At 72.9% G+C, this 18774-nt stretch carries 23 protein-coding genes; 12 read left to right on the top strand and 11 right to left on the bottom strand.

Annotation, left to right across the window (positions count from 1 at the left end):
- Positions 1-53: 53 nt before the first annotated feature.
- Positions 54-1064, bottom strand: coding sequence for an NADP-dependent oxidoreductase (locus JKV81_RS09315; RefSeq protein WP_202075364.1), 1011 nt, complete (start codon positions 1062-1064; stop codon positions 54-56).
- Positions 1065-1175: 111 nt separating this feature from the next.
- Here JKV81_RS09315 and JKV81_RS09310 point away from each other — a divergent pair, with 111 nt between their 5' ends.
- Together JKV81_RS09310 and JKV81_RS09305 are read left to right on the top strand one after the other, a co-directional pair.
- A complete protein-coding gene (locus tag JKV81_RS09310; protein WP_129264962.1) occupies positions 1176-1739 on the top strand; it encodes a TetR/AcrR family transcriptional regulator in 564 nt (187 codons plus the stop codon).
- 49 nt (positions 1740-1788) lie between these two features.
- Positions 1789-2304 (top strand): DinB family protein, encoded by a 516-nt coding sequence (locus JKV81_RS09305; RefSeq protein ID WP_129264961.1) that lies wholly within the window; start codon positions 1789-1791, stop codon positions 2302-2304.
- On the opposite strand, the gene JKV81_RS09300 is transcribed toward JKV81_RS09305, so the two are convergent.
- Together JKV81_RS09300 and JKV81_RS09295 are read right to left on the bottom strand one after the other, a co-directional pair.
- Positions 2289-4040: a GAF domain-containing SpoIIE family protein phosphatase gene (locus tag JKV81_RS09300; protein ID WP_129264960.1), complete on the bottom strand. Its 1752-nt coding sequence runs from the start codon at positions 4038-4040 to the stop codon at positions 2289-2291. The genes JKV81_RS09305 and JKV81_RS09300 overlap by 16 nt on opposite strands.
- 202 nt (positions 4041-4242) lie before the next feature.
- On the bottom strand, positions 4243-4782 hold the full coding sequence (locus JKV81_RS09295) for a GNAT family N-acetyltransferase (RefSeq protein ID WP_129264959.1): 540 nt from the start codon (positions 4780-4782) through the stop codon (positions 4243-4245).
- A gap of 84 nt (positions 4783-4866) precedes the next feature.
- Between JKV81_RS09295 and JKV81_RS09290 the strand changes: the two genes are divergently transcribed.
- The gene (locus tag JKV81_RS09290; RefSeq protein WP_124274125.1) at positions 4867-5268 is read left to right on the top strand and encodes a PPOX class F420-dependent oxidoreductase; all 402 of its coding nucleotides are present in this window, start codon (positions 4867-4869) and stop codon (positions 5266-5268) included.
- A 35-nt stretch (positions 5269-5303) separates the two neighbouring features.
- Here JKV81_RS09290 and JKV81_RS09285 read toward each other — a convergent pair whose 3' ends face one another.
- A complete protein-coding gene (locus tag JKV81_RS09285) occupies positions 5304-6287 on the bottom strand; it encodes a WD40 repeat domain-containing protein (RefSeq protein WP_129264958.1) in 984 nt (327 codons plus the stop codon).
- Between JKV81_RS09285 and JKV81_RS09280 the strand changes: the two genes are divergently transcribed.
- Positions 6286-7044: a GDSL-type esterase/lipase family protein gene (locus tag JKV81_RS09280; RefSeq protein ID WP_236055929.1), complete on the top strand. Its 759-nt coding sequence runs from the start codon at positions 6286-6288 to the stop codon at positions 7042-7044. The genes JKV81_RS09285 and JKV81_RS09280 overlap by 2 nt on opposite strands.
- A gap of 42 nt (positions 7045-7086) precedes the next feature.
- Positions 7087-8046, top strand: a complete 960-nt coding sequence (locus tag JKV81_RS09275; RefSeq protein WP_307820507.1) for an endonuclease/exonuclease/phosphatase family protein — start codon at positions 7087-7089, stop codon at positions 8044-8046.
- Between the two features lie 21 nt (positions 8047-8067).
- Here JKV81_RS09275 and JKV81_RS09270 read toward each other — a convergent pair whose 3' ends face one another.
- Both JKV81_RS09270 and JKV81_RS09265 read right to left on the bottom strand, forming a co-directional pair.
- Positions 8068-8709 (bottom strand): TetR/AcrR family transcriptional regulator, encoded by a 642-nt coding sequence (locus JKV81_RS09270; protein ID WP_124274122.1) that lies wholly within the window; start codon positions 8707-8709, stop codon positions 8068-8070.
- Positions 8710-8979: 270 nt separating this feature from the next.
- Entirely contained in the window at positions 8980-10011 is a 1032-nt protein-coding gene (locus tag JKV81_RS09265) for an aldo/keto reductase (RefSeq protein ID WP_129264956.1), read from the bottom strand.
- 204 nt (positions 10012-10215) lie between these two features.
- On the opposite strand from JKV81_RS09265, the gene JKV81_RS09260 reads away from it, so the two are divergent.
- The gene (locus JKV81_RS09260) at positions 10216-10959 is read left to right on the top strand and encodes a class I SAM-dependent DNA methyltransferase (RefSeq protein ID WP_129264955.1); all 744 of its coding nucleotides are present in this window, start codon (positions 10216-10218) and stop codon (positions 10957-10959) included.
- Positions 10960-10985: 26 nt separating this feature from the next.
- Here JKV81_RS09260 and JKV81_RS09255 read toward each other — a convergent pair whose 3' ends face one another.
- Both JKV81_RS09255 and JKV81_RS09250 read right to left on the bottom strand, forming a co-directional pair.
- Positions 10986-12326, bottom strand: coding sequence for an FtsX-like permease family protein (locus tag JKV81_RS09255; RefSeq protein ID WP_202075363.1), 1341 nt, complete (start codon positions 12324-12326; stop codon positions 10986-10988).
- Between the two features lie 3 nt (positions 12327-12329).
- On the bottom strand, positions 12330-13139 hold the full coding sequence (locus JKV81_RS09250) for an ABC transporter ATP-binding protein (protein WP_129264953.1): 810 nt from the start codon (positions 13137-13139) through the stop codon (positions 12330-12332).
- 194 nt (positions 13140-13333) lie between these two features.
- On the opposite strand from JKV81_RS09250, the gene JKV81_RS09245 reads away from it, so the two are divergent.
- On the top strand, positions 13334-13612 hold the full coding sequence (locus JKV81_RS09245; RefSeq protein ID WP_124274115.1) for a metal-sensitive transcriptional regulator: 279 nt from the start codon (positions 13334-13336) through the stop codon (positions 13610-13612).
- A 35-nt stretch (positions 13613-13647) separates the two neighbouring features.
- Here the strand turns inward: JKV81_RS09245 and JKV81_RS09240 are convergent, their stop codons facing one another.
- Together JKV81_RS09240 and JKV81_RS09235 are read right to left on the bottom strand one after the other, a co-directional pair.
- On the bottom strand, positions 13648-14142 hold the full coding sequence (locus JKV81_RS09240; RefSeq protein ID WP_202075362.1) for a hypothetical protein: 495 nt from the start codon (positions 14140-14142) through the stop codon (positions 13648-13650).
- Positions 14139-14543, bottom strand: coding sequence for a winged helix-turn-helix transcriptional regulator (locus JKV81_RS09235; RefSeq protein ID WP_202075361.1), 405 nt, complete (start codon positions 14541-14543; stop codon positions 14139-14141). Before JKV81_RS09235 ends, JKV81_RS09240 begins: the two co-directional genes overlap by 4 nt.
- A 139-nt stretch (positions 14544-14682) precedes the next feature.
- Between JKV81_RS09235 and JKV81_RS09230 the strand changes: the two genes are divergently transcribed.
- Entirely contained in the window at positions 14683-15576 is an 894-nt protein-coding gene (locus JKV81_RS09230) for an NADP-dependent oxidoreductase (RefSeq protein WP_202075360.1), read from the top strand.
- A gap of 117 nt (positions 15577-15693) precedes the next feature.
- Positions 15694-16275, top strand: a complete 582-nt coding sequence (locus JKV81_RS09225) for a hypothetical protein (RefSeq protein WP_236055925.1) — start codon at positions 15694-15696, stop codon at positions 16273-16275.
- On the opposite strand, the gene JKV81_RS09220 is transcribed toward JKV81_RS09225, so the two are convergent.
- A complete protein-coding gene (locus tag JKV81_RS09220; RefSeq protein ID WP_129264948.1) occupies positions 16265-16633 on the bottom strand; it encodes a MerR family transcriptional regulator in 369 nt (122 codons plus the stop codon). The genes JKV81_RS09225 and JKV81_RS09220 overlap by 11 nt on opposite strands.
- 93 nt (positions 16634-16726) lie before the next feature.
- Between JKV81_RS09220 and JKV81_RS09215 the strand changes: the two genes are divergently transcribed.
- The 3 genes from JKV81_RS09215 to JKV81_RS09205 all read left to right on the top strand — a co-directional run bounded on the left by JKV81_RS09215 (position 16727) and on the right by JKV81_RS09205 (position 18766).
- Entirely contained in the window at positions 16727-17200 is a 474-nt protein-coding gene (locus JKV81_RS09215; RefSeq protein WP_236055923.1) for a hypothetical protein, read from the top strand.
- Positions 17197-18027: an NAD(+) synthase gene (gene nadE / locus JKV81_RS09210; RefSeq protein WP_202075358.1), complete on the top strand. Its 831-nt coding sequence runs from the start codon at positions 17197-17199 to the stop codon at positions 18025-18027. The genes JKV81_RS09215 and nadE overlap by 4 nt, the downstream gene beginning before the upstream one ends.
- Positions 18028-18232: 205 nt before the next feature.
- Positions 18233-18766, top strand: coding sequence for a hypothetical protein (locus tag JKV81_RS09205; RefSeq protein ID WP_129264946.1), 534 nt, complete (start codon positions 18233-18235; stop codon positions 18764-18766).
- Positions 18767-18774: the final 8 nt, after the last annotated feature.

The following is an 18774-nucleotide window of genomic DNA, read 5'->3' as shown; positions in this document are numbered from 1 at the left end:
CCGTCCGCGTCGTAGGGCCCCCCTTCGTTCCGGGGGCCGGGGGCCGGGGGGCCTCAGGCGGCGGTGAGCACGATCTTGCCCTGGATGTGTCCCTCGGCGGCCCGTTCGTGCGCGGCCCGGGCGTCCGCGAGCGGGAACGTGCTGTCGATCGCGACGCGGACCGCGCCCGTGTCGAGCAGGCGGCCCAGCTCGGCCAGCTGAGCACCGTTCGAGCGGACCTGGGTGCCCGTGACGGTGACACCCAGCTTCGCGGTCTCCTCCTCGTCGAACTCGCCGAAGAACACGGGGAACAGGGAGCCGCCGCGCTTGAGCGTGCGCAGGAAACGGCTGCTGCGGGGGCCGCCGACGGCGTCGAGGACGAGGTCGGCGCCGTGCACGAGCTCCTCGGGACGGCTCGTGGTGTAGTCGATGAACTCGTCGGCGCCGAGGTCCCGCAGGAACCGTTCGTGCCCGCCCGACGCCACGGCGACGACCTGCGCGCCCTTCCACTTCGCCAGCTGTACGGCGAAGTGGCCCACGCCGCCCGCGGCGCCGTTGACGAGGACCGTCGTGCCGGGGCCGAGGGGCACCGGGCGGTGCCGCGCCGCCTGGAAGGGCGAGGGGTGGTCGTGTCCGAGCTCGATCAGGAACTGCCACGCCGTCAGCCCGGCCATGGGCGCCCCGGCGGCGTGCACATGATCGATACCGGTCGGCTTGTGCGCGAGGTCCGACGCCCGCGCGGCCACGTACTCGGCGTACCCGGCGCCCTCGAAGCTGGGGAACCGCAGGAGCCCGAAGACCTCGTCGCCGACGGCGAACCCGTCCACGTCCGGGGCGACGGCCTCGACCACGCCCGACACGTCCGTCCCCGGGATCACGGGCAGGCTGAACTTCGGCCTGGTCTCCGGAGGGAGGTTGCTCATCCCGTCGCGGAGGTACCAGTCGGGGGGATTGATGCCGGCCGCGTGCACGCGGACGAGTACCTCGCCCGGTCCCGGCACCGGAATCGGCACCTCGTCCTGACGCAGGACCTCGGGGCCGCCGTGCTCGTGCAGCCGGATCGCCCTCATCGTGTCTGTCGGCATCGTTCTCTCCTGCCCGCACTGCGGGATAGACTCATCCGGATCAGCGATCCACATAAATGAACCACTGATCCGAATATACGGATCACTGATCCAGATAGTCAAGGGGAAGAGATGCGCGCCGACGCCAGGAAGAACCGCGACCACCTGCTCGCCGTGGCGGGCACCGCCCTCGCCGAGCAGGGCGTCGAGGTGTCGCTGCGCGACATCGCACGCCGTGCCGACGTCGGACTCGCGACGCTGCTGCGCCACTTCCCGACACGTGAGGCGCTGCTCGACGCCCTGCTCCGTACGAGCTTCGACGAGATGACGGCCCGGGCAGCCGCACTCGAGACGTCGGACGCGCCCGCCGAGGCCCTGGTGTCGTGGCTGCGGGACTGCGTCACGTGGACGACGGAGTACCGGGGCGTGACCGTGCTGATGGCGGCCGCCATCGACGACACCGAGTCCGCGCTGCACGCGTCGTGCGTCGCCCTGCGCGCGGCCGGCGCACGGCTCCTCGTCCGCGCCCAGGAGGCGGGCACGGCGCGGACCGACGTCGACGGCACCGATGTGTTCGCGCTGGTGGCGGCGCTGGCCTGGCTCGGCGACCAGCCCGCGCTCGCGCCCCGCGCGGACCACCTCTTCGACGTCGTCGCGAGCGCGCTCCTGACCGGCACCGCGGGCGGCGACGCCTGACCGGCTTCCAGCAGTTCCGCTGTCGGTGCCGGCTGCTAGCTTCCCCGGTATGACGACGACGCCGCACAAGCCGCCCAGGACCGTGCCGTTCACCGGCGGCGAGAAGGAATCCCTGCACGCGAGCCTCGACCGGCACCGGGACGTGGTGCTGTGGAAGCTCGAAGGGCTGGACGACGAGCAGCTGCGCCGCCCCATGACGCCGACGGGGACGAATCTGCTGGGCCTGGTCAAGCATCTGGCCACCGTCGAGTACGGCTGGTTCTGCGCCACGTTCGGGCGGGAGACCGAGGACTTCTGGTTCGACACGTCGGCCGACGACATGACGATCGCCCCGGACGAGACGACCGAACGGATCCTCGCGTTCTACGCGCGCGCCCGCGCCGCAGCCGACATGTCCATAGCCGAGACGGACCTGGACACCACCGGGACCTCCTGGAACGGGAGGACCGTCTCGATGCGCTGGGTGCTCATCCACATGATCGAGGACGTCCTGCGGCACGCCGGTCACATGGACATCGTCCGCGAGCTCATCGACGGGTCGGTCGGGTCCTACCCGGCATCCTGAGCCCCGTACCCGCCACTGACGCGGACGACGAGCACGGCCACGTCGTCGCGTTGCGGAGCGTCCACCAGCCCGTGGGAGAGCGCCTCCAGGAGCTGCGGCAGGGGCTGGTCGCCGTACGCGGACAGGGTGGCCGCCGTCTGCTCGATGCTCGCGTCGATGTCGTTGTCCCGGCGTTCGACCAGCCCGTCGGTGTACAGCAGGAGCACGCTGCCGTGGGGCAGTTCGCGGGTCGTGTCGTGGCGGTCGAGGCCGTCGGCGGCGCCGAGCAGCAGCAGGTCGTGCGCGTCGAGGGCCGAGACGCGTCCGTCGGGCGTACGCAGCAGGGGCGGCGGGTGCCCGGCGTTGGACCAGGTCAGACGCCACCGGTCGCCGTCGGGGTCGAGGCGGGCGTGGACGGCGGTGGCGCCGGGCCCGAGGGGCAGCACGTCGAAGGCCCTGTCGACCGCGTCCAGCGCGCCGGCGGGTGAGTGCGCGGGGTGGCCGAGGGTGGCCTGCCGGAGCATGCTGCGGACCTGGCCCATCACGACCGCGGCCTGCACGTCGTGCCCGATGATGTCGCCGATGGACAGCATCAGCGCGCGCTGCGACGCGTCCGGGAGCCGCGGCAGGAGGTAGGCGTCGTACCAGTCGCCGCCCACCATGTCCTGGTCGGTGGCCGGCAGGTACAGGGCGGACATGTCCAGGCCGGGCACGGTGGGGAGGTCGGTCAGCATCGCGGCCTGGAGCTGTTCGGCGGTGCTGAGCCGGGTCTCGACGAACAGGGTGCGGTCCACGGCCTGGCTGACGTACCCGGCGACCGCGGTGAGAGCGGCCTCCTCCGTCACCGACAGGACGTGGGGGTCGGGCCAGCACCACATCAGCACGCCACGGCCGCGGGGCAGCGGGACGCAGAGCACCGAGCGCAGCCCCAGCGCGTCGTACCCGGCGACGGCCTCGGGGCTGAAGCCGGCCACGAGCGCGTCGTGGTCCGGGACGAAGACGGTGCGCTGTTCGCGGACGGCCTGTGTGCTGGGGAAGCCTGCGTCCAGGTCGAGGCGGTCGATGGCGGTCTCCACCGGCCGTACGTCCTCGGGGTCGATCACCCGCCAGAGGCCCCGGGCGTCCGCGAGCAGCAGACCCACGAAGGACGGCTCGATGGGGCCGTCGAACATGCGGCGCAAACGTCGGACGAGGTCCGCCAGGTCGTGGGAGTGACCCAGCTCCACGGAGGCGCGCAGCAGCAGTTCGGCGTGGTCGCGGTCCTCCCGGATCCGCTCGGTCGCGATCCGCAACTGCAGTTCCACCGAGCAGGCGGCGGTGAGGTCTCCGAGGTCCTGCAGCTCCTCCGCGGTCCACTTCCGGGGCTTGTGATCGATGGCGCAGAGCGACCCGAGGACGTGTCCGTCGGCGTCGGTGAGCGGCATTCCGGCGTACGCGATGACCTGGAGGTCGGGGATGGCCAGGCTGGCGCAGGTGCGCTGGTGCACCCGGGTGTCCTCCAGGACCAGCGGCCGGCGGTCGATGACGACGTGCTGGCAGAACGAGTGGCTCAGCGGCGTCTCGCGCCGCGCCGCCCAGGGCTCGGCGAGTCCGACCATGCCGGGGAAGACCTGCCGGTCGGTCTCCAGCAGCGAGACCAGCGAGACGGGCACCCGGAGGAACCGGGCGACCAGCCTCGCGAACCGGTCCATGCCCGGGTCGGCCGCCGCTGTGAGCCCCGCGAGCCGCAGGGCTTCCAGCCTCCCCAGATCGCCCACCCCGGGCCTCCGTCGGTCGCTCGGCAGGAGCCGCAGTGTCCACACACCGCGCCTTACGACCGTATAAGACAATTCCGGCCATGTCGTGACCAAAGACAGGCGCGATCAGAGACAGGCGTGGCCGGAGGCAGGCGTGATCGGAGGCAGGCGTGATCGGAGGCGGGCGTGATCGGAGGCGGGCGTGATCGGCCCGGTGCGGCGCTCAGCCCCGCCCGGTGTCCGCCGCCCGCCCCGGCGCGGCCTCCGGGGCCGCGTCCCGCCGCCACCGCACCTCGCCGTCCTGCCACTCGTCCACCGGCCGCAGCCCCGCGGCCGAGGCCACGGCGGCGGACGCGGCGTGGTCCGGGTGGATGTGGGCGACGACGGTACGGACGGCGGCCCGGCCCAGCAGATGACGGACCAGGCCGGCCGCCGCCTCCTTGGCGTAGCCCCGGCCCTGGCGGCGGGTCCCGACCACCCAGGCCACCTCGGCCCGCTCCCCGCGCACGGTGGCCTGGACGTAACCGGCCAGGCATCCGTCGGTACGCACCCGGAGCACCCAGTTCCACCAGAGTTCGGCGGGGTCGGGCGAACCGGCGCTCCAGCGTGCGTAACGGGCCCGTAGGGCGCCCGCGTCCTCCGGTGCGCCACCGGTCCAGGTGTGCAGCGCGGGGTCGAGGAGGACCGCGGCCATCTCGTCCGCGTGGGCGACATCGAGCGGGAGTGCGTCGAGACGGGCGGTGGAGAAGGGCTCGGCCTGCATGGGACGGAGCCTACGCGGGCCGGACGGCACTTCCCGGACCCAGCCGAAGTCCGATTCGCCCCCTTTTCATGCACCATGGGATATATGGAGACGATCCGTGAGCTAGAGCCTTATGTGAAGCAGTACACCGTCCTGCTCAGCAGCCGCAGGCCGGACGGATCATCGGCCCACACCCCCGTCAGCATCGCGGTCGAGGGCGATCACGCCTACATCCGTACGTTCTCCTCGGCCTGGAAGGTCGACCGGATGCGTAACCACCCGGTGGTGGAGATCGCGCCGTGCACCGTGCGGGGCGCACCGACGGGACCGCCGACGAAGGCGTGGGCGCGGCTCCTGCCGCAGGATTCGAAGGAGAACACGCACGCCGCCCGGACGCTCTCCCGGAAGTACCCGGCGCTCCACGGGGTGGCCGTCCCCCTCGTCCACCGGCTGAAGCGTGACCGCACGCTCCACTACGAGCTGCGTCCGATCACCGACGACGTCTGAGCGGACCGTGCCGTCCCGGCCGGGGACGGCACGCGCTACCCGCGGCGGCGCTTGGCCGCGATCAGGGCCAGCACGACGACGACGACGGCCACGGCGCCGCCCGTCGCGGTGCCCTTCGACGGGACGCCGTCGTCCCCGTCGTCCCCGGACGTCGTCCCGCCGCCCCCGCCGCTCGGGGAGGGCGCCTTGCTGCCGCCGCCCTCCACCTCCACGCGCGCCACCTCGCTGTTCTTCCCCTCGGAGCCGAACATCATCGCCGAGCCGTCCGCCGTGTACGTCACCGACTCGGACTGTCCCTGGAGCGGCGCGCTCACCGCGTGGTCCTCGCCGAGCCGGCCGCCCTCGAAGGCGTAGCGCCGGGCGCTGAAGTACGAGCGCAGCACCAGCTCCTTGCCGTCCGGGGAGAACGCCCCGTCGGTCACCCACGGCACCTCGCCGACGCGCCGGAACACGTTGGCCCCGCCGGCCGTCAGCTTCTCCGGGCCCTCGTAGAGCCCGCCGCCGCCCTCCCGCTTCGAGGCGATGTACACCCGGCCCGTCGTGGGGTGGACCATCATCGCCTCGGCGTTGCGCGCCCCGTCGGCGTACGTCACGTCGAACTGCGTGGCCCGGACCGTGGCGTCGGCGAGCGTCTTCGGCTCGGGGAAGCGGTAGATCCAGACGTGGTCCCAGGTGCCGTCGAGGTTGTCGCCGATGTCTCCGACGTAGAGGTTCCCGTCGGGGCCGAGCGAGATGGCCTCCACGTCGCGGGGCTCCCCCACGCCCTTCATGGTGATCGTCGCCACGGTCTTCCCGGTCCGGGAGTCGACGGCGTAGACGTACGGCCCGTCGTCGCTGTCGTTGTGCGTCCAGTAGACCCCGGGGTGGAGCCGGCTGGCGGCGAGGCCGCTGGACTCGGTGATCCGGGGGTCCTCGATCGTGAAGCTCCGGTCCGCCTGGTCCCCGTCGTCCGCGACGGCGGGCACCGCCCCCGTCAGGAACAGGAGGGCGGCAGCGGCGGCGGTCAGCAGCGGTCTCATGGCACAAGTGTCCACCGTCACGTCGCAGGCCGGAGCAGTGATCAGCCATGATGTCGCCATGCGTTTTCTCTTCGTCGGCGACTCCATGACCATCGGGCGTTCCGGCGACTTCACCTGGCGCTACCGCATGTGGCAGCACCTGGAGGCGACCCTGGGCGACGGCGGGTACGCGATCACGGGCCCGCGCACCGCGTTGTACGACACCGAGGCGAACGCCCCGCTCTCCCACGCCTACGGAGACGCGTCCTTCCCCGCGCCCGCGCGCCGGCACCTGGCGGGCTGGGGCGAGGGCTGGCTCCACATGGCCCCGGTCGTCGCGGACGCGGTCGCCTCGGCGCGCGCCGACGTCCTGCTGGTCTCGCTCGGCCTGATAGACCTCGGCTTCTACACGGACAGCACGCAGACCGCTGCGAACGCACGGGCGTTCATCACTGCGGCCCGCGCCGCGAACCCGCGGATCAGGCTGGTGCTTCTCCCGGTCATACCCAACATCCGGGCGGAGTCCGACGCCCCCTTCGCCGCCGAGTGCGACCGCTTCAACACCCTGCTCGCCAAGGCCGTCGCCGACGTGGACGCCCCCGCGTCCCCGGTCCTGCTGGCCTCGCACCCCACGGGGTACGACATCCACACGGACACCTACGACGGCACCCACCCCGGCCCCACCGGCGAACACAAGCTGGCCGGGGCCTTCGCCGACGCGATGCACCAGGCCTGGGGCGTGGGCGGCCCGTACGCGGGAGCCCTCGCGACGGCCTGATCCAGGCACCCGCGACACGGCCGGCACGACGGAAGGGACCCTGTGACGAGGAAAAAGGCCGGGCGGGCGCCGGGCTGGAGCTGGCGGCGGGGCCGCGTGACCGCCCTGCTCGGCCTCCTGGCGGCCGTCCTGCTGCTCTTCCCCGGCCTGGTCCCCAACACCCCCGGCCGGGTGGGCAGTCTGCTGGAGACCTTCCTCCCCTGGCTCGGCCTGGCCGTCCCCGCCCTGCTGGTCCCGGCGCTCCTGCGCCGCTCGCTCCTGGCGACGGCCGTTCTGCTGCTGCCCGCGGTCGTCTGGTCCGCGCTGTTCGGGGGCCTGCTGTTCACCGGGGACCGGGCGCCGGACACCACGTTCACCGTGGTCCAGCACAACGTCAGCGATGTGAACCCCGAACCGGACGGCACCGCACGGGCGTTGGCCGCCACCGGTGCCGGCCTCATCGCGCTGGAGGAGCTGACGGCTCCGGCCCTGCCCGCCTTCGAGGCGGCCCTTGCCGCGGACTACCCCCACCACGCCACGCGGGGCACGGTCGGCCTCTGGTCGAAGTACCCGCTCACCGGCGTACGCCTGGTGGACATCAGGCCGAAGGGCGTCGGGGAGGGCTGGGACCGCGGGCTGCGCGCGGCCGCCCGTACACCGAAGGGCGAGGTCGCCGTGTACGTCGCCCACCTGCCCTCGGTGCGGATCGGCCCCGCGACCGGGCTGACCTCGGGGCGGCGGGACGAGAGCGCCGCGCTCCTGGGCGAGGCCATCGCCGCCGAGCCCCTGGACCGGGTGATCCTCCTCGGGGACCTCAACAGCACGCTGGACGACCGCGGTCTGGAGCCGGTCAGCTCGCTGATGGGCTCCCCGGGCCCCGGCTTCGCGTTCAGCTGGCCCGCGAAGCTCCCGGTGGCCCGGATCGACCAGGTCCTCACCCGCTCGGCGACGGTCAGCCGCCTCCGGACGCTGCCGGCCACCGGGAGCGACCACCTGCCGATAGCGGCGGACATACGGCTCTGATCACACCGGGGACGGCGCGCCTCAGCCCGCCATCTCCACCCCGAGCATGGCGAGCCCCAGCTTCGTCAGCTCCTCCGACACCTCGTCGGGCCGGGCCCTGCGCGGGCGGCGGGCGTGGTGGGCCATGAGCTCGTGGACCGTACCCACCATCACCATCACGACGACCCGGTGGTCCCGCTCCTCCACCTCACCGCGCACCGCGGCCCGTTCGGCCTCGCCGGTCAGGAAGTCGGTCCACAGATCGCGCCACCGCTTGCAGTGCGCGTCGACCGCCGGGCTCACGCCCAGCACCTCGACGAAGGTCACCCGCGCCTCGCGCAGGTCCCGGGTCACCGCCGACACGTACGCGTCGAAGAGCCGACGGAAGCGCTGCTCCAGCGGGCAGTCGTCCATCCCCTCGGAGAGCAGGGCCACTTCGGAGGCCCGCAGGCCGGCCGTCGTGATCTGGTTGTGCAGGGCCATCAACAGGCCTTCCCGGGTGCCGAATTCCTCCCGGAACACCTCCTCCGACACCCCGGCCGTCGTGCACAGGGCGTACTCCGACGTCTGGGCGTAGCCGTACACCCCGAACAGCTCCAGGCCGGCGTCGAGGAGCTGCCCACGGGCCCGCGTACGCACACCGTCGACCGCACCGGTCAGTTGGTCCACCGGGACATCCACCACGGGTCCTCCTTGATCTGCCGCCTGCCCGTGCCCACGTCCGCCGTCGAGCGGGTCATGAGGGCCGGGGAGCGCTCGGGCGCCTCTGGATGGCGCGTGCGCCATTGTCCCGGTACGTCCCGGCGTACACCCCCGCGCCGCGCCGCCACGCGCACAGTCCGCCAGGACCGGTGAGCGCTCGCACGGATGTGCCGGAGGTGTACGCCGCCGAGGGCGCCCCCTCCTCGGTCCGGCAGCAGGTGCGTCGCGGCCGGACCGGCCGGTCCTTCCGGGTCAGGCGGCGGAGCGCTCGTCGGGCAGTCGGCGGCGCAGGCGGGCCACTCGGACGGCCGGCGGGTCGTAGGCCGTGTCGAGGCTCCCGATGTCGGTGCCGGGCGGCACGATGGCGTCGATCCGGTCGAGGGTCTCGTCGTCCAGGGTGGTCTCCGCGCCCGCGAGGAGGTCGTCGAGGTGGCCCATGGTGCGCGGGCCGATGATCGCGGAGGTGACGGCCGGGTGGGCGATCGCGAAGGCCGTCGCCAGGTGCGTCAGCGACATCCCGGCGTCCTGCGCGACGGGGATCAGCTGCTCGACCACATCGAGCCGGCGCTCGTCACGCATGTGCGTGAATCCGAAGCCCGCCCGGTGGGTGTCGGCCGTCACCCCCTTGCGGTAGCGGCCGGTGAGCATGCCGCCCGCGAGGGGGCTCCAGACCAGGGCGCCCATGCCGTACCGCTCGCAGGCGGGCAGGACCTCGCGCTCGATGCCCCGGTTCAGGATCGAGTACGGCGGCTGCTCGGTGCGGAACCGCGCAAGGCCCCGCCGCTCCGAGACCCACTGCGCCTCGACGATGTCCGAGGCGGGGAACGTGGAGGTCCCGATGTGACGGACCTTCCCGGCCCGCACGAGGTCGGTGAGCGCGGAGAGCGTCTCCTCCACGTCGGTGTCCGGATCGGGCCGGTGCACCTGGAACAGGTCGACGTGGTCGGTGCCCAGGCGGCGCAGCGAGTCCTCCAGCGCACGGATCAGCCAACGCCGCGAGTTGCCCCGCTGGTTGGGGTCGTCGCCCATCGGGAGGTGGGCCTTGGTGGCCAGCACGACACCGTCGCGGCGGCCGCCCTTGAGCGCCTTCCCGACGATCTCCTCCGACTCGCCTCGCGAGTAGGCGTCGGCGGTGTCGACGAAGTTGATGCCCGAGTCGAGCGCCTTGTGGATGATGCGGACCGAGTCGTCGTGATCGGGATTCCCGATGGCGCCGAACATCATCGCGCCCAGACAGTACGGGCTGACCTTGATGCCGGTCCGGCCCAGCGTGCGGTACTTCATGAGGACTCCTCGCCCCTTGACCCTGCCCTGCACGGGCGTCGGGCTGCGCAGACGCATAAACGGAACAACGTTCGACATCGACGATACGGAACAGCGTTCCGTTTGGCAACAGGACCGGATCACGGCGAAGGCGGGTGCGGGGCGGGCGGGATCCACGCGAAAAACCCCGGGCGCGTCCGGCCCGCCGGCACTACGGTCCTGCCCATGACGAACGACGGCGGCTACTTCGGGGAACGGGTCGCGGCAAGGTACGACGAGTCGTCGGGCGAGATGTTCGCCCCGGCGGCGGTGGACCCGGCCGTCGGCTTCCTGGCCGGCCTGGCGGGGGACGGCCGCGCCCTGGAACTGGGCATCGGTACGGGCCGCATCGCGCTGCCGCTCGCGGCGCGCGGGGTGCGGGTCCACGGGATCGACCTCTCGCGGGCGATGGTGGCCCGGCTGCGCGCCAAGCCGGGCGGGGGCGCCGAGGACATCGGTGTCAGCATCGGGGACTTCGCCACGACGAAGGCGGACGGTGACTTCTCCCTCGCCTACCTGGTCTTCAACACGATCATGAACCTGACGACGCAGGACGCCCAGGTGGACTGCTTCCGCAACGTCGCCGGACACCTCGCCCCCGGCGGCTGCTTCGTCGTCGAGGTGGCGGTGCCCGAGCTTCGGAAGCTTCCGGCCGGGCAGCGCCTCGTACCGTTCAGGGCGACCTCGACGCACTGGGCGTTCGACGCGTACGACGTCGCCACCCAGGCCATGAGCTCGAACTACGTCGAGGTCGAGGACGGCCGTGGTTCGTTCCGGTCGATCCCTTTCCGGTACGTGTGGCCGGCCGAACTCGACCTGATGGCCCGGCTCGCGGGCCTGCGGCTGCGGGAGCGGTGGGAGGACTGGGACCGGTCACCGTTCACGAACGAGAGCGGGCGCCATGTGTCGGTCTGGGAGAAACCCGTCTGAGCGCACCGCGGTGGGACGGCTCCGGCTCACGCCGCCACCGTCACCGCGTCGATCGCCGGCGTGCTCAGCGCCCTGCGCGCCGTCCCGAGGCTCGTGCCGAGGGTGGCCACCGCGGCGACGGTCATGACGGCCAGCCAGGTGCCCGGGCCCTGGTCGGGCAGGACCTGGTCGGTGCGGACCATCGTGAAGGGGATGATCCCCGCCATCCCCGCCGCGGTGCCCAGGACCAGGCCCGTCAGGGTGAGGACGACCGCCTCCCGGCCGACCACGCCCAGGACCTGACCCGGTGTCGCCCCCGCCAGGCGCTGCTGGCCGAACTCGCGGCGGCGGTAGGAGGTGGCCGCGTACAGGCTGTTGACGAGCATGATGCAGGAGAAGACGACGATGATGCCGACGACGACCAGGTTGAGGGTCTCCAGGTTCTTGTCCTCGACGGTCCTGTCCAGACCCGACCTGGTGACCCAGTCGCTCTCGACGCCCTGGATGTAGAGGGTCGCGGTGGCCATGCCCGTGAAGATGATCATCGGCATGAGCACCCCGGCCAGTTCCGCACCGCGCCGGCGCAGATGGCGCGTGCTCAGATAGCCGCCCGCACCGCCCAGCGCGTCGAGGGGCCCCCGCAGCAGCTCCAGGATCCTGCCGAGCAGGGCCGGGGCGAGGACCGCGAAGCCGACGGAGAGCAGGATGGCCCCGTAGGCGGGGAAGGCCATCAGCATCTCGTCGGCCGGGTCGACGGCGTACGTGGTCAGCACTCCCCCGGTGCCGGCCACCAGTGCGGCGCAGCCCGCCCAGGTGCGGCCCCTGCGCCGTGCGGGGCCACGGGCTCCGGCGGCGGCCCTGGTGGCGCGGCGTACGGCGAGGAACGCGGCGCCCACGGAGGCGAGGAGCGCGACGCCGAAGCCCGAACCGAGGGCCATCGCGCCGAACGCCGGGGCGACGGTCGCGGCGACCTGGCCGCTGTCCCGGAACAGGCCGAGCAGCAGCCGGCCGCCGAGCACGGCGGGCCCGACGGCGAGCGCCGCGCCGGCCAGCGCCACGACGGCGGCCTCGCCGACGACCATGCGCGTGATCTGAGCGGGGGTGGCTCCGGTGCAGCGCAGCAGACGGATCTCCTCGGCGCGCTGGCGGACGGCCACGGTGAGGGTGGAGGCGATGGCGAAGAAGACCAGCAGGGAGCCGTATCCGCCGACGACGCTCGCGGAGAGGGTCATCGATTCGGCGCTGACCTCGTCGACGCCGGGCGCCGCCGCCGTGTCGTGCAGGGAGCCGAACGTCATGATGATCACGGCGCCGAGGAACGCCGAGAGCAGGGTCGCCAGGAAGCGCCCCGGGCGCTTGCGGACCGAGCGCATGGCCAGGAACAGCATGGCTCACACCTCCATCAGGGGGCCGTTGTCCGCGTGCCGTCCGGCCACGCGGCCCCCGAGGTGCGTCATGCGTTCGGCGACGGCCTCGGCGGTGGGGGCGGAGAGGTGTCCGGCCAGCCGGCCGTCGGCGAGGAAGAGCACCGAGTCGGCGTAGGAGGCGGCCACCGGGTCGTGGGTGACCAGCACGACGGTGCTGCCGTGCAGGCGGACGGTCTCCTTCAGCAGGCCCAGCACCTCGCGTGCGCTGCGGGTGTCCAGGGCCCCGGTCGGCTCGTCGGCGAAGATCACGCCGGGCCGGGTGACCAGGGCGCGGGCGATCGCGACCCGCTGGCGCTGCCCGCCGGAGAGCTGGTCGGGGAGGTGGCCGAGGCGTTCGCCGAGCCCGACCCGGGTGAGGACCGCGCGGATGTTCTCCCGGTCGGCCCTGCGGCCGGCGAGCCTGAGCGGCAGTGCGGTGTTCTCCTCGACGGTCAGGGTGGGCAGCAGGTTGTACTGCTGGAAGACGAAGCCGATCCGCTCCCGCCGGAACCTGGTGAGCGCAGCCTCGCCGCCGCCGCTCATCTCCTCGCCGTCCACGACGACCTGGCCCCGGTCGGGGCGGTCCAGGCCCGCCGCGCACTGGAGCAGCGTGGATTTCCCGGAACCGGACGGGCCCATGACGGCGGTGAAGCTGCCCGTCGGCAGGCTCAGGGTCACCCCGTCCAGGGCGGTCACGGCGCCGTCCCCGGTCCCGTACACCTTGCTCACCGAGACCAGCCGCAGGGCCTCAGCGGCCCGGCTCCCGGGCTTGCGCTTGCGTTCGAACATGGTCATCCCCCATCACCCGCTGCTCGTGGGGCGCACTCCGCGCCCCGTCGTCGACGCTACGGGCGGGAGCGGGCCGGCACATGGGGCGTACACACCGACTGCGGGGTGGCGCTGGGTGCACCACGGGCGGGGCGGGACGCCCCGGTACGATACCCCCCTGGGTACATACGTACGGGTACGCCCCGAACGCGGGAGGAACCATGCAACTCGACATCGCGGCCGATGAGCTGAAGTCCGTCCTGAACCGGCTGCGCCGGGCCCAGGGCCAGATCGCCGGGGTCATCAGGATGATCGAGGAGGGCAGGGACTGCGAGGAGGTGATGACGCAGCTGTCCGCCGCCTCCCGGGCCCTGGACCGGGCGGGGTTCTCCATCATCGCGACGGGGCTCGAACAGTGTCTGACCGACGAGGGGCAGACGCCCGCCGACCGGGACCGGATGCGCGCCCGCCTGGAGAAGATGTTCCTGTCGCTGGCGTGACGCACCGGGCGGCCGCCTCCTTCGCCCCACCCGTGTCAGCGCTTGGGGAACGGCTCCCCGCACGCGCTGCAGAAGCTCGGCGCCCGGTCCGCCGACAGCCGCCCGCACTCCGGGCACACCAGGTCGAGCATGCAGGGTGCCTCCCCGCCCTCGTACGCGGGAGTGCGCACCGCCGGCTTGATCGCGAGGCCGGGGCGGCGGCGGTGGACCGTGAGGTACGTCAGCCCGTCGGGCCCCGCCTCCAGCGCCCGCCGCGAGGTCCGGGGCAGCCAGGTGACCGTCGTCGGGGCGAGATCCAGGGTGTCGCCGCCGGCCGTACGCAGACTGCCGCCGCCCGCGAGGACGACGAGCAGCACGTCCAGGACGTCCTCCTGGTGCTCGCCCACTCCGGCGCCCGGCGGGAGGCGGACGAGGTTGGCGTCCAACTCCCTTCCCTGCTCGGCGAGATGCCAGAGGGCGCCGCGCTCACCGGGGCCGGCGGCGGCGAGCAGCTCGTCCAGCACGGCGAGCACCTGCGGGGTGGCGTTCATGCCGCGGTCTCCTGGTCGTAGCGCTCGCGGGCCTCGTGGACCTGGTCGAAGTGGGTCTCCGCCCAGTTCTTCATGGCGAACAGAAGGTCACTGAGGCTGTGTCCGAGGTCCGTCAGTTCGTAGTCCACCCGGACCGGTACCGACGGTGTCACCGTGCGCGTGACGAGGCCGTCGCGCTCCAGGGAGCGCAGCGACTGGGTCAGCATCTTCTGGCTCACCCCGGCGATCCTGCGCCCGAGGTCGCTGTAGCGCATGGGGCCTTGGCGCAGGGCGCTGACGATGAGGCTGACCCACTTGTCGCCGAGGCGGCCGAGCAGCTGGTTCGTCGGGCACTCCCTCAGGAAGGCGTCGTACGCGGTTCGGGCTTCCTCACGGCGCTGCGCCGCGGTACGGGTCGCCATTGCCTTCTGCCTCCGGTCCTACCTCGGGGTGGCCTACGCACCTCGGAGTACGTACTTACCGAAAGAGAGTAACTCTTCCTAGGTTTGTGGGGCGGGAGAAACCCGCGGCATTCCCCTCAGGATCACGGGAGTTATCGATATGCGTGCAGTGGTGGTCAGGTCGTTCGGCGGTCCCGGAACGGTGGAGCTCGTGGAGACCGCGGTGCCCGAGCCCGGTCCGGGCCAGGTGCGGATCAAGGTGGCGGCGGCGGCCGTCAATCCGGTGGACGCGGCGTACCGCGCGGGCTTCCTCGTCCCGCTGCCCGAGGGCGGGGTGCTCGGCCTCGGCTGGGATGTGGCGGGGACCGTGGACGCGGCGGGCACGGGGGCGCCGTTCGCCGCCGGGGCCGAGGTGGTCGCGCTGGCGTACGGGCCGGCTCCGGTCAAGGCCCAGGCGGAGTACGTGGTGGTGGACGGCACGGCGGTCGCGCCGGCCCCGGCCTCGGTGGACGCGGTCCACGCGTCGACGGTGCCGCTGAACACCCTGACCGCCGCGCAGGCGCTCGACCTGCTGGACCTGGCCCCCGGGGCCACGCTGCTGGTCACGGGCGCGGCGGGAGCGGTCGGCGGCTACGCGGTGCAGCTGGCCCACCGGGCCGGGATCAGCGTCGCCGGGGTGGCGGGTGCGGCCGACGAGGAGCTGGTCCGGTCCTTCGGCGCGGACCGTTTCGTGGAACGCGGGGACGCGGCGGGCCCGTTCGACGCGGTGCTGGACGCGGCCGTCCTGGGCGCGAACGCGCTGGCGTACGTGCGGGACGGCGGGGACTACGTGGGGGTCATCCCGAACGCGGGCCCGCCGAGCGTGCGGGACATCCGGGTCCAGGTGGTCGAGGTGGCCGCCGACGGCGACAGGCTCGCCGAGCTGGTGAAGCTGGTCGACGAGGGCGTCCTGACCCCCCGGGTGGCCCGCACCTACCCGCTGGAGCAGGCGGCGGACGCACACACCCGGCTCGCGGAGGGCGGCGTACGGGGACGCCTGGTCCTGGTCCCCTGAGCGCGGGCGGGCGAAGGACTCCGGGGAACGCCGGACGGGAGGACTCCGTAAGTGGAGGGTCTTCCGCTCCGGCCCGAAACCGCCGACCGGCCCCCCACACCGCAGTACTCTCGCCGGATGATCCAGCCGACGCCCTCGACTCCCCCGGCGACGGACGCCGAGTGCGTCGCGCTCACCCGGTCCCTGCGCCGCCGGGGCACCGTCGTCCTGTCGCTGTTCGCCCTCGCCTGGGCCCTCGCCGGGGCGTCCGGGCTGGCGTCCTCGGGGGCCGCCCTGGCCGTCGAGATCATCGGCGTACCGGTCACCGTGGCGGCCCTCATCCTCGCCTACCGCAAGGGCGCGGCCCCTTCGCCCCGCCTGGTCGATCTGCCGGCGAACTGGGCGCGTTCGGTCGGCATCGTCAATGTCGTCGAACTCGCGGCGATCTTCGGGGTGATCGCGGCGTCCAACGCCTCGGGCCACCCAGCGTTCATCCCGCCGGGCATCGCGCTCGTGGTCGGCCTGCACTTCTTCCCGCTGTCGCGCCTCTACGACCAGTGGCAGTACAAGGGGACGGCCGTGGCGCTGTGCGCCGCCGCGCTCCTCGGCCTCGTCCTCATCGCGGCCGGCCTGTCCGACGGCGGGGTGCGCGCCGTGGTGGGCCTGGCGTCCGCGGTGACGCTGTGGGCGTCGGCGTACCACGTGGCCGTCAAGGGCTGACGGCCTCCACCGCCCGCAGCGGACACCCGGTGCCCACACGGGCGGCGAGTTCGGCGCGCAGGGCGGCGAGTTCGGCCATGCGCGCGTCGATCACCCGGATCTTCTCCGCCAGCAGCGCGGACAGGGCCTCCGCCTGATCGGGCGCGTCACGCAGCTCGTCGCCGTGCCGGGCGATCTCCGCCAGGGAGAAGCCGAGTGTCTGCGCGGTACGGACGTAGAGCAGCCAGGGCACCGTCTCAGGCGCGAAGTCGCGGTAGCCGCTGGGCAGTCGGCCGCCGGTGACCAGTCCGTTCCTCTCGTAGAACCGGATGGCGTCCCTCGACAGCCCTGTCCGCGCGGCCAGTTCCCCGATCAGCATGGCGCTCCCCCTCGGATGCCGGGCTTGACCTTGGACCGTACTCCACTGTTTAGCGTCGGGCGGTCGCCTGTCCGAGACCACAGGGAGCCCCTGATGCCCTCCTCCGCCCGCTATCTGCGCGTCGTGCGCACGAGCGCCTGGTACGACCTCGTCGTCACCGCCGGCTTCGCCACCCCGTGGACGTACGGCCTGCTGCACGGCGTGCTCTCGTCCCTGGGCGGGACCCTCGGGCTCGGCCCGCTGCCCGCCCAGGACCCGATGCAGACCCTGTACGCGAATCTGATGGGCTCGGTCGTGGTCGTCTGGGCCGTCCTGCGCCTCGTGCGACCGCTGCCGGCGCACGGACTGTACGACGGTGTCGCGCGGGCCCTGTTCGCCGTCTGGCAGACGTACGCGCTCACCCATGGCGGCCCGCAGCTGCTGTGGCTGTTCCTCGGCCCCGAGGTGGCCTTCGGCCTGGTGCAGCTGGCGCCCTGGCTCGGTCGGCGCACCCGTCCGGCGGGAGAGAGGCCCTGGGTAGGGTGGGCGCGACAGCACACCGTGGACAGGACCGAGGAGCAGACGTGAGCGAGCCGGCGAATATCGCCCTGCAGCAGGAGATCGCCCGGGAGCTGGAGGTCGCGGAGACCTTCGACGCCCACCAGGAGATCGAGCGCCGCGTGGCCTTCCTCGCCGACCGGCTGACCTCGACGGGGCTGCGGTCCCTGGTGCTCGGCATCAGCGGCGGTGTGGACTCGACCACCGCGGGCCGGCTGAGCCAGCTCGCGGTCGAGCGGGCCCGGGCGGCCGGGCACGAGGCCCGGTTCTACGCGATGCGGCTCCCCTACGGCGTCCAGGCCGACGAGCACGACGCCCAGCTCGCGCTCTCGTTCATCAAGGCCGACCAGGTGCTGACCGTGGACATCAAGCCCGCGACCGACGCCACCCAGCAGTCCCTGCTGGAAGGCGACCTGGCCTTCCGCGACCCCCACCACCAGGACTTCGTCGTCGGCAACGTCAAGGCCCGGCAGCGCATGATCGCCCAGTACGCGGTGGCCGGGGCGCACAACGGTCTGGTCGTCGGCACGGACCACGCGGCCGAGGCGGTCTCCGGCTTCTTCACCAAGTTCGGGGACGGCGCCGCCGACCTGGTCCCGCTGACCGGGCTGACCAAGCGCCGGGTGCGTGCCGTCGCGGAGGCGCTCGGCGCGCCCGCCGAGCTGGTCGGGAAGGTGCCGACCGCCGACCTGGAGACGCTGGACCCGGGCAAGGCCGACGAGCACGCGCTCGGCGTCACCTACGACACCATCGACGACTTCCTGGAGGGCAAGCCGGTGGACGAGGAAGCCTTCGACACGATCGTCTCCCGCTACCGCCTCACCGACCACAAGCGCCGGCTGCCCCTCGCCCCGTAGGGCTCGCGGGTCCGGGCAATTCCGCCTCCGGCGAGGGGAATTGAGCGGCACACGTCACGCCCCGGCCGGTATCCTGACGGGCTCCACGATCTTCACGAGCAGCAGGGGGATTCGCGTGTCCAGCCCCAACCCGCCGATGCCCCCGGGGCCACCGTTCCCCCCGCCGCCCCCTCACCCTCCGGTCCCCCGGGGTGAGGGCCGGCATGTGACCGCCGCCGTGATCACGGCGGCGGCGACGATCATCGCCGCGGTCATCGCCGCCGTCGCGGTGTCCGGCGGGGACGAGTCCCCGCCCACGGCGTCGGCGGCCGGCCCGGCGGGGACCTCGACGACGGCCTCCGCGTCCGTCGAGCCGTCCTCGACGCCGTCGGAGCCCTCCCCGGACCCGTCGGATCCGCCGCTCCAGACGCTTCCGGCCGATACGGTCTCCGCGACACCGCACGCCCGGCCCCGGCTGATCGCCACCCCCGACCGTGGCCCGGAGGGGGCGCTGGTGACGCTCAATGCCACAGGCTTCGCCCCTGACGAGCAGATCCGCATCACCTTCCGGGACAGCGGAGGCTACGACAAGGATCTGCGCGATGTCACCGCCGGCCCCGACGGGAGCCTCGCGGCCGAGGTCCACGTGCCCAAGGAGACGGTCGGTGGGTCGGACACACCCGTGTTCATCGTGTACAGCCTGGATGACGACGACGCGGACAACCAGGTCGCCGACACCCCGTTCACCGTCACCGACTGACCCCGGGA

This window comes from Streptomyces silvae (assembly GCF_016745505.1).
Lineage (GTDB): Bacteria > Actinomycetota > Actinomycetes > Streptomycetales > Streptomycetaceae > Streptomyces > Streptomyces silvae.
Note: the sequence above shows the minus strand (reverse complement) of the source record. Positions and strands in the feature narration are given on the sequence as shown.

Coding starts and splice junctions, on each gene's coding strand:
- JKV81_RS09235 (WP_202075361.1), bottom strand. CDS start 14,543: ATGGCGACCCGTACCGCGGCGCAGCGCCGTGAGGAAGCCCGAACCGCG.
- JKV81_RS09280 (WP_236055929.1), top strand. CDS start 6,286: ATGGCACAAGTGTCCACCGTCACGTCGCAGGCCGGAGCAGTGATCAGC.
- JKV81_RS09260 (WP_129264955.1), top strand. CDS start 10,216: ATGACGAACGACGGCGGCTACTTCGGGGAACGGGTCGCGGCAAGGTAC.
- JKV81_RS09265 (WP_129264956.1), bottom strand. CDS start 10,011: ATGAAGTACCGCACGCTGGGCCGGACCGGCATCAAGGTCAGCCCGTAC.
- JKV81_RS09220 (WP_129264948.1), bottom strand. CDS start 16,633: ATGCTGATCGGGGAACTGGCCGCGCGGACAGGGCTGTCGAGGGACGCC.
- JKV81_RS09295 (WP_129264959.1), bottom strand. CDS start 4,782: ATGCAGGCCGAGCCCTTCTCCACCGCCCGTCTCGACGCACTCCCGCTC.
- JKV81_RS09285 (WP_129264958.1), bottom strand. CDS start 6,287: ATGAGACCGCTGCTGACCGCCGCCGCTGCCGCCCTCCTGTTCCTGACG.
- JKV81_RS09305 (WP_129264961.1), top strand. CDS start 1,789: ATGACGACGACGCCGCACAAGCCGCCCAGGACCGTGCCGTTCACCGGC.
- JKV81_RS09215 (WP_236055923.1), top strand. CDS start 16,727: ATGCCCTCCTCCGCCCGCTATCTGCGCGTCGTGCGCACGAGCGCCTGG.
- JKV81_RS09240 (WP_202075362.1), bottom strand. CDS start 14,142: ATGAACGCCACCCCGCAGGTGCTCGCCGTGCTGGACGAGCTGCTCGCC.
- JKV81_RS09315 (WP_202075364.1), bottom strand. CDS start 1,064: ATGCCGACAGACACGATGAGGGCGATCCGGCTGCACGAGCACGGCGGC.
- JKV81_RS09230 (WP_202075360.1), top strand. CDS start 14,683: ATGCGTGCAGTGGTGGTCAGGTCGTTCGGCGGTCCCGGAACGGTGGAG.
- JKV81_RS09245 (WP_124274115.1), top strand. CDS start 13,334: ATGCAACTCGACATCGCGGCCGATGAGCTGAAGTCCGTCCTGAACCGG.
- JKV81_RS09290 (WP_124274125.1), top strand. CDS start 4,867: ATGGAGACGATCCGTGAGCTAGAGCCTTATGTGAAGCAGTACACCGTC.
- JKV81_RS09310 (WP_129264962.1), top strand. CDS start 1,176: ATGCGCGCCGACGCCAGGAAGAACCGCGACCACCTGCTCGCCGTGGCG.
- JKV81_RS09255 (WP_202075363.1), bottom strand. CDS start 12,326: ATGCTGTTCCTGGCCATGCGCTCGGTCCGCAAGCGCCCGGGGCGCTTC.
- JKV81_RS09225 (WP_236055925.1), top strand. CDS start 15,694: ATGATCCAGCCGACGCCCTCGACTCCCCCGGCGACGGACGCCGAGTGC.
- JKV81_RS09250 (WP_129264953.1), bottom strand. CDS start 13,139: ATGACCATGTTCGAACGCAAGCGCAAGCCCGGGAGCCGGGCCGCTGAG.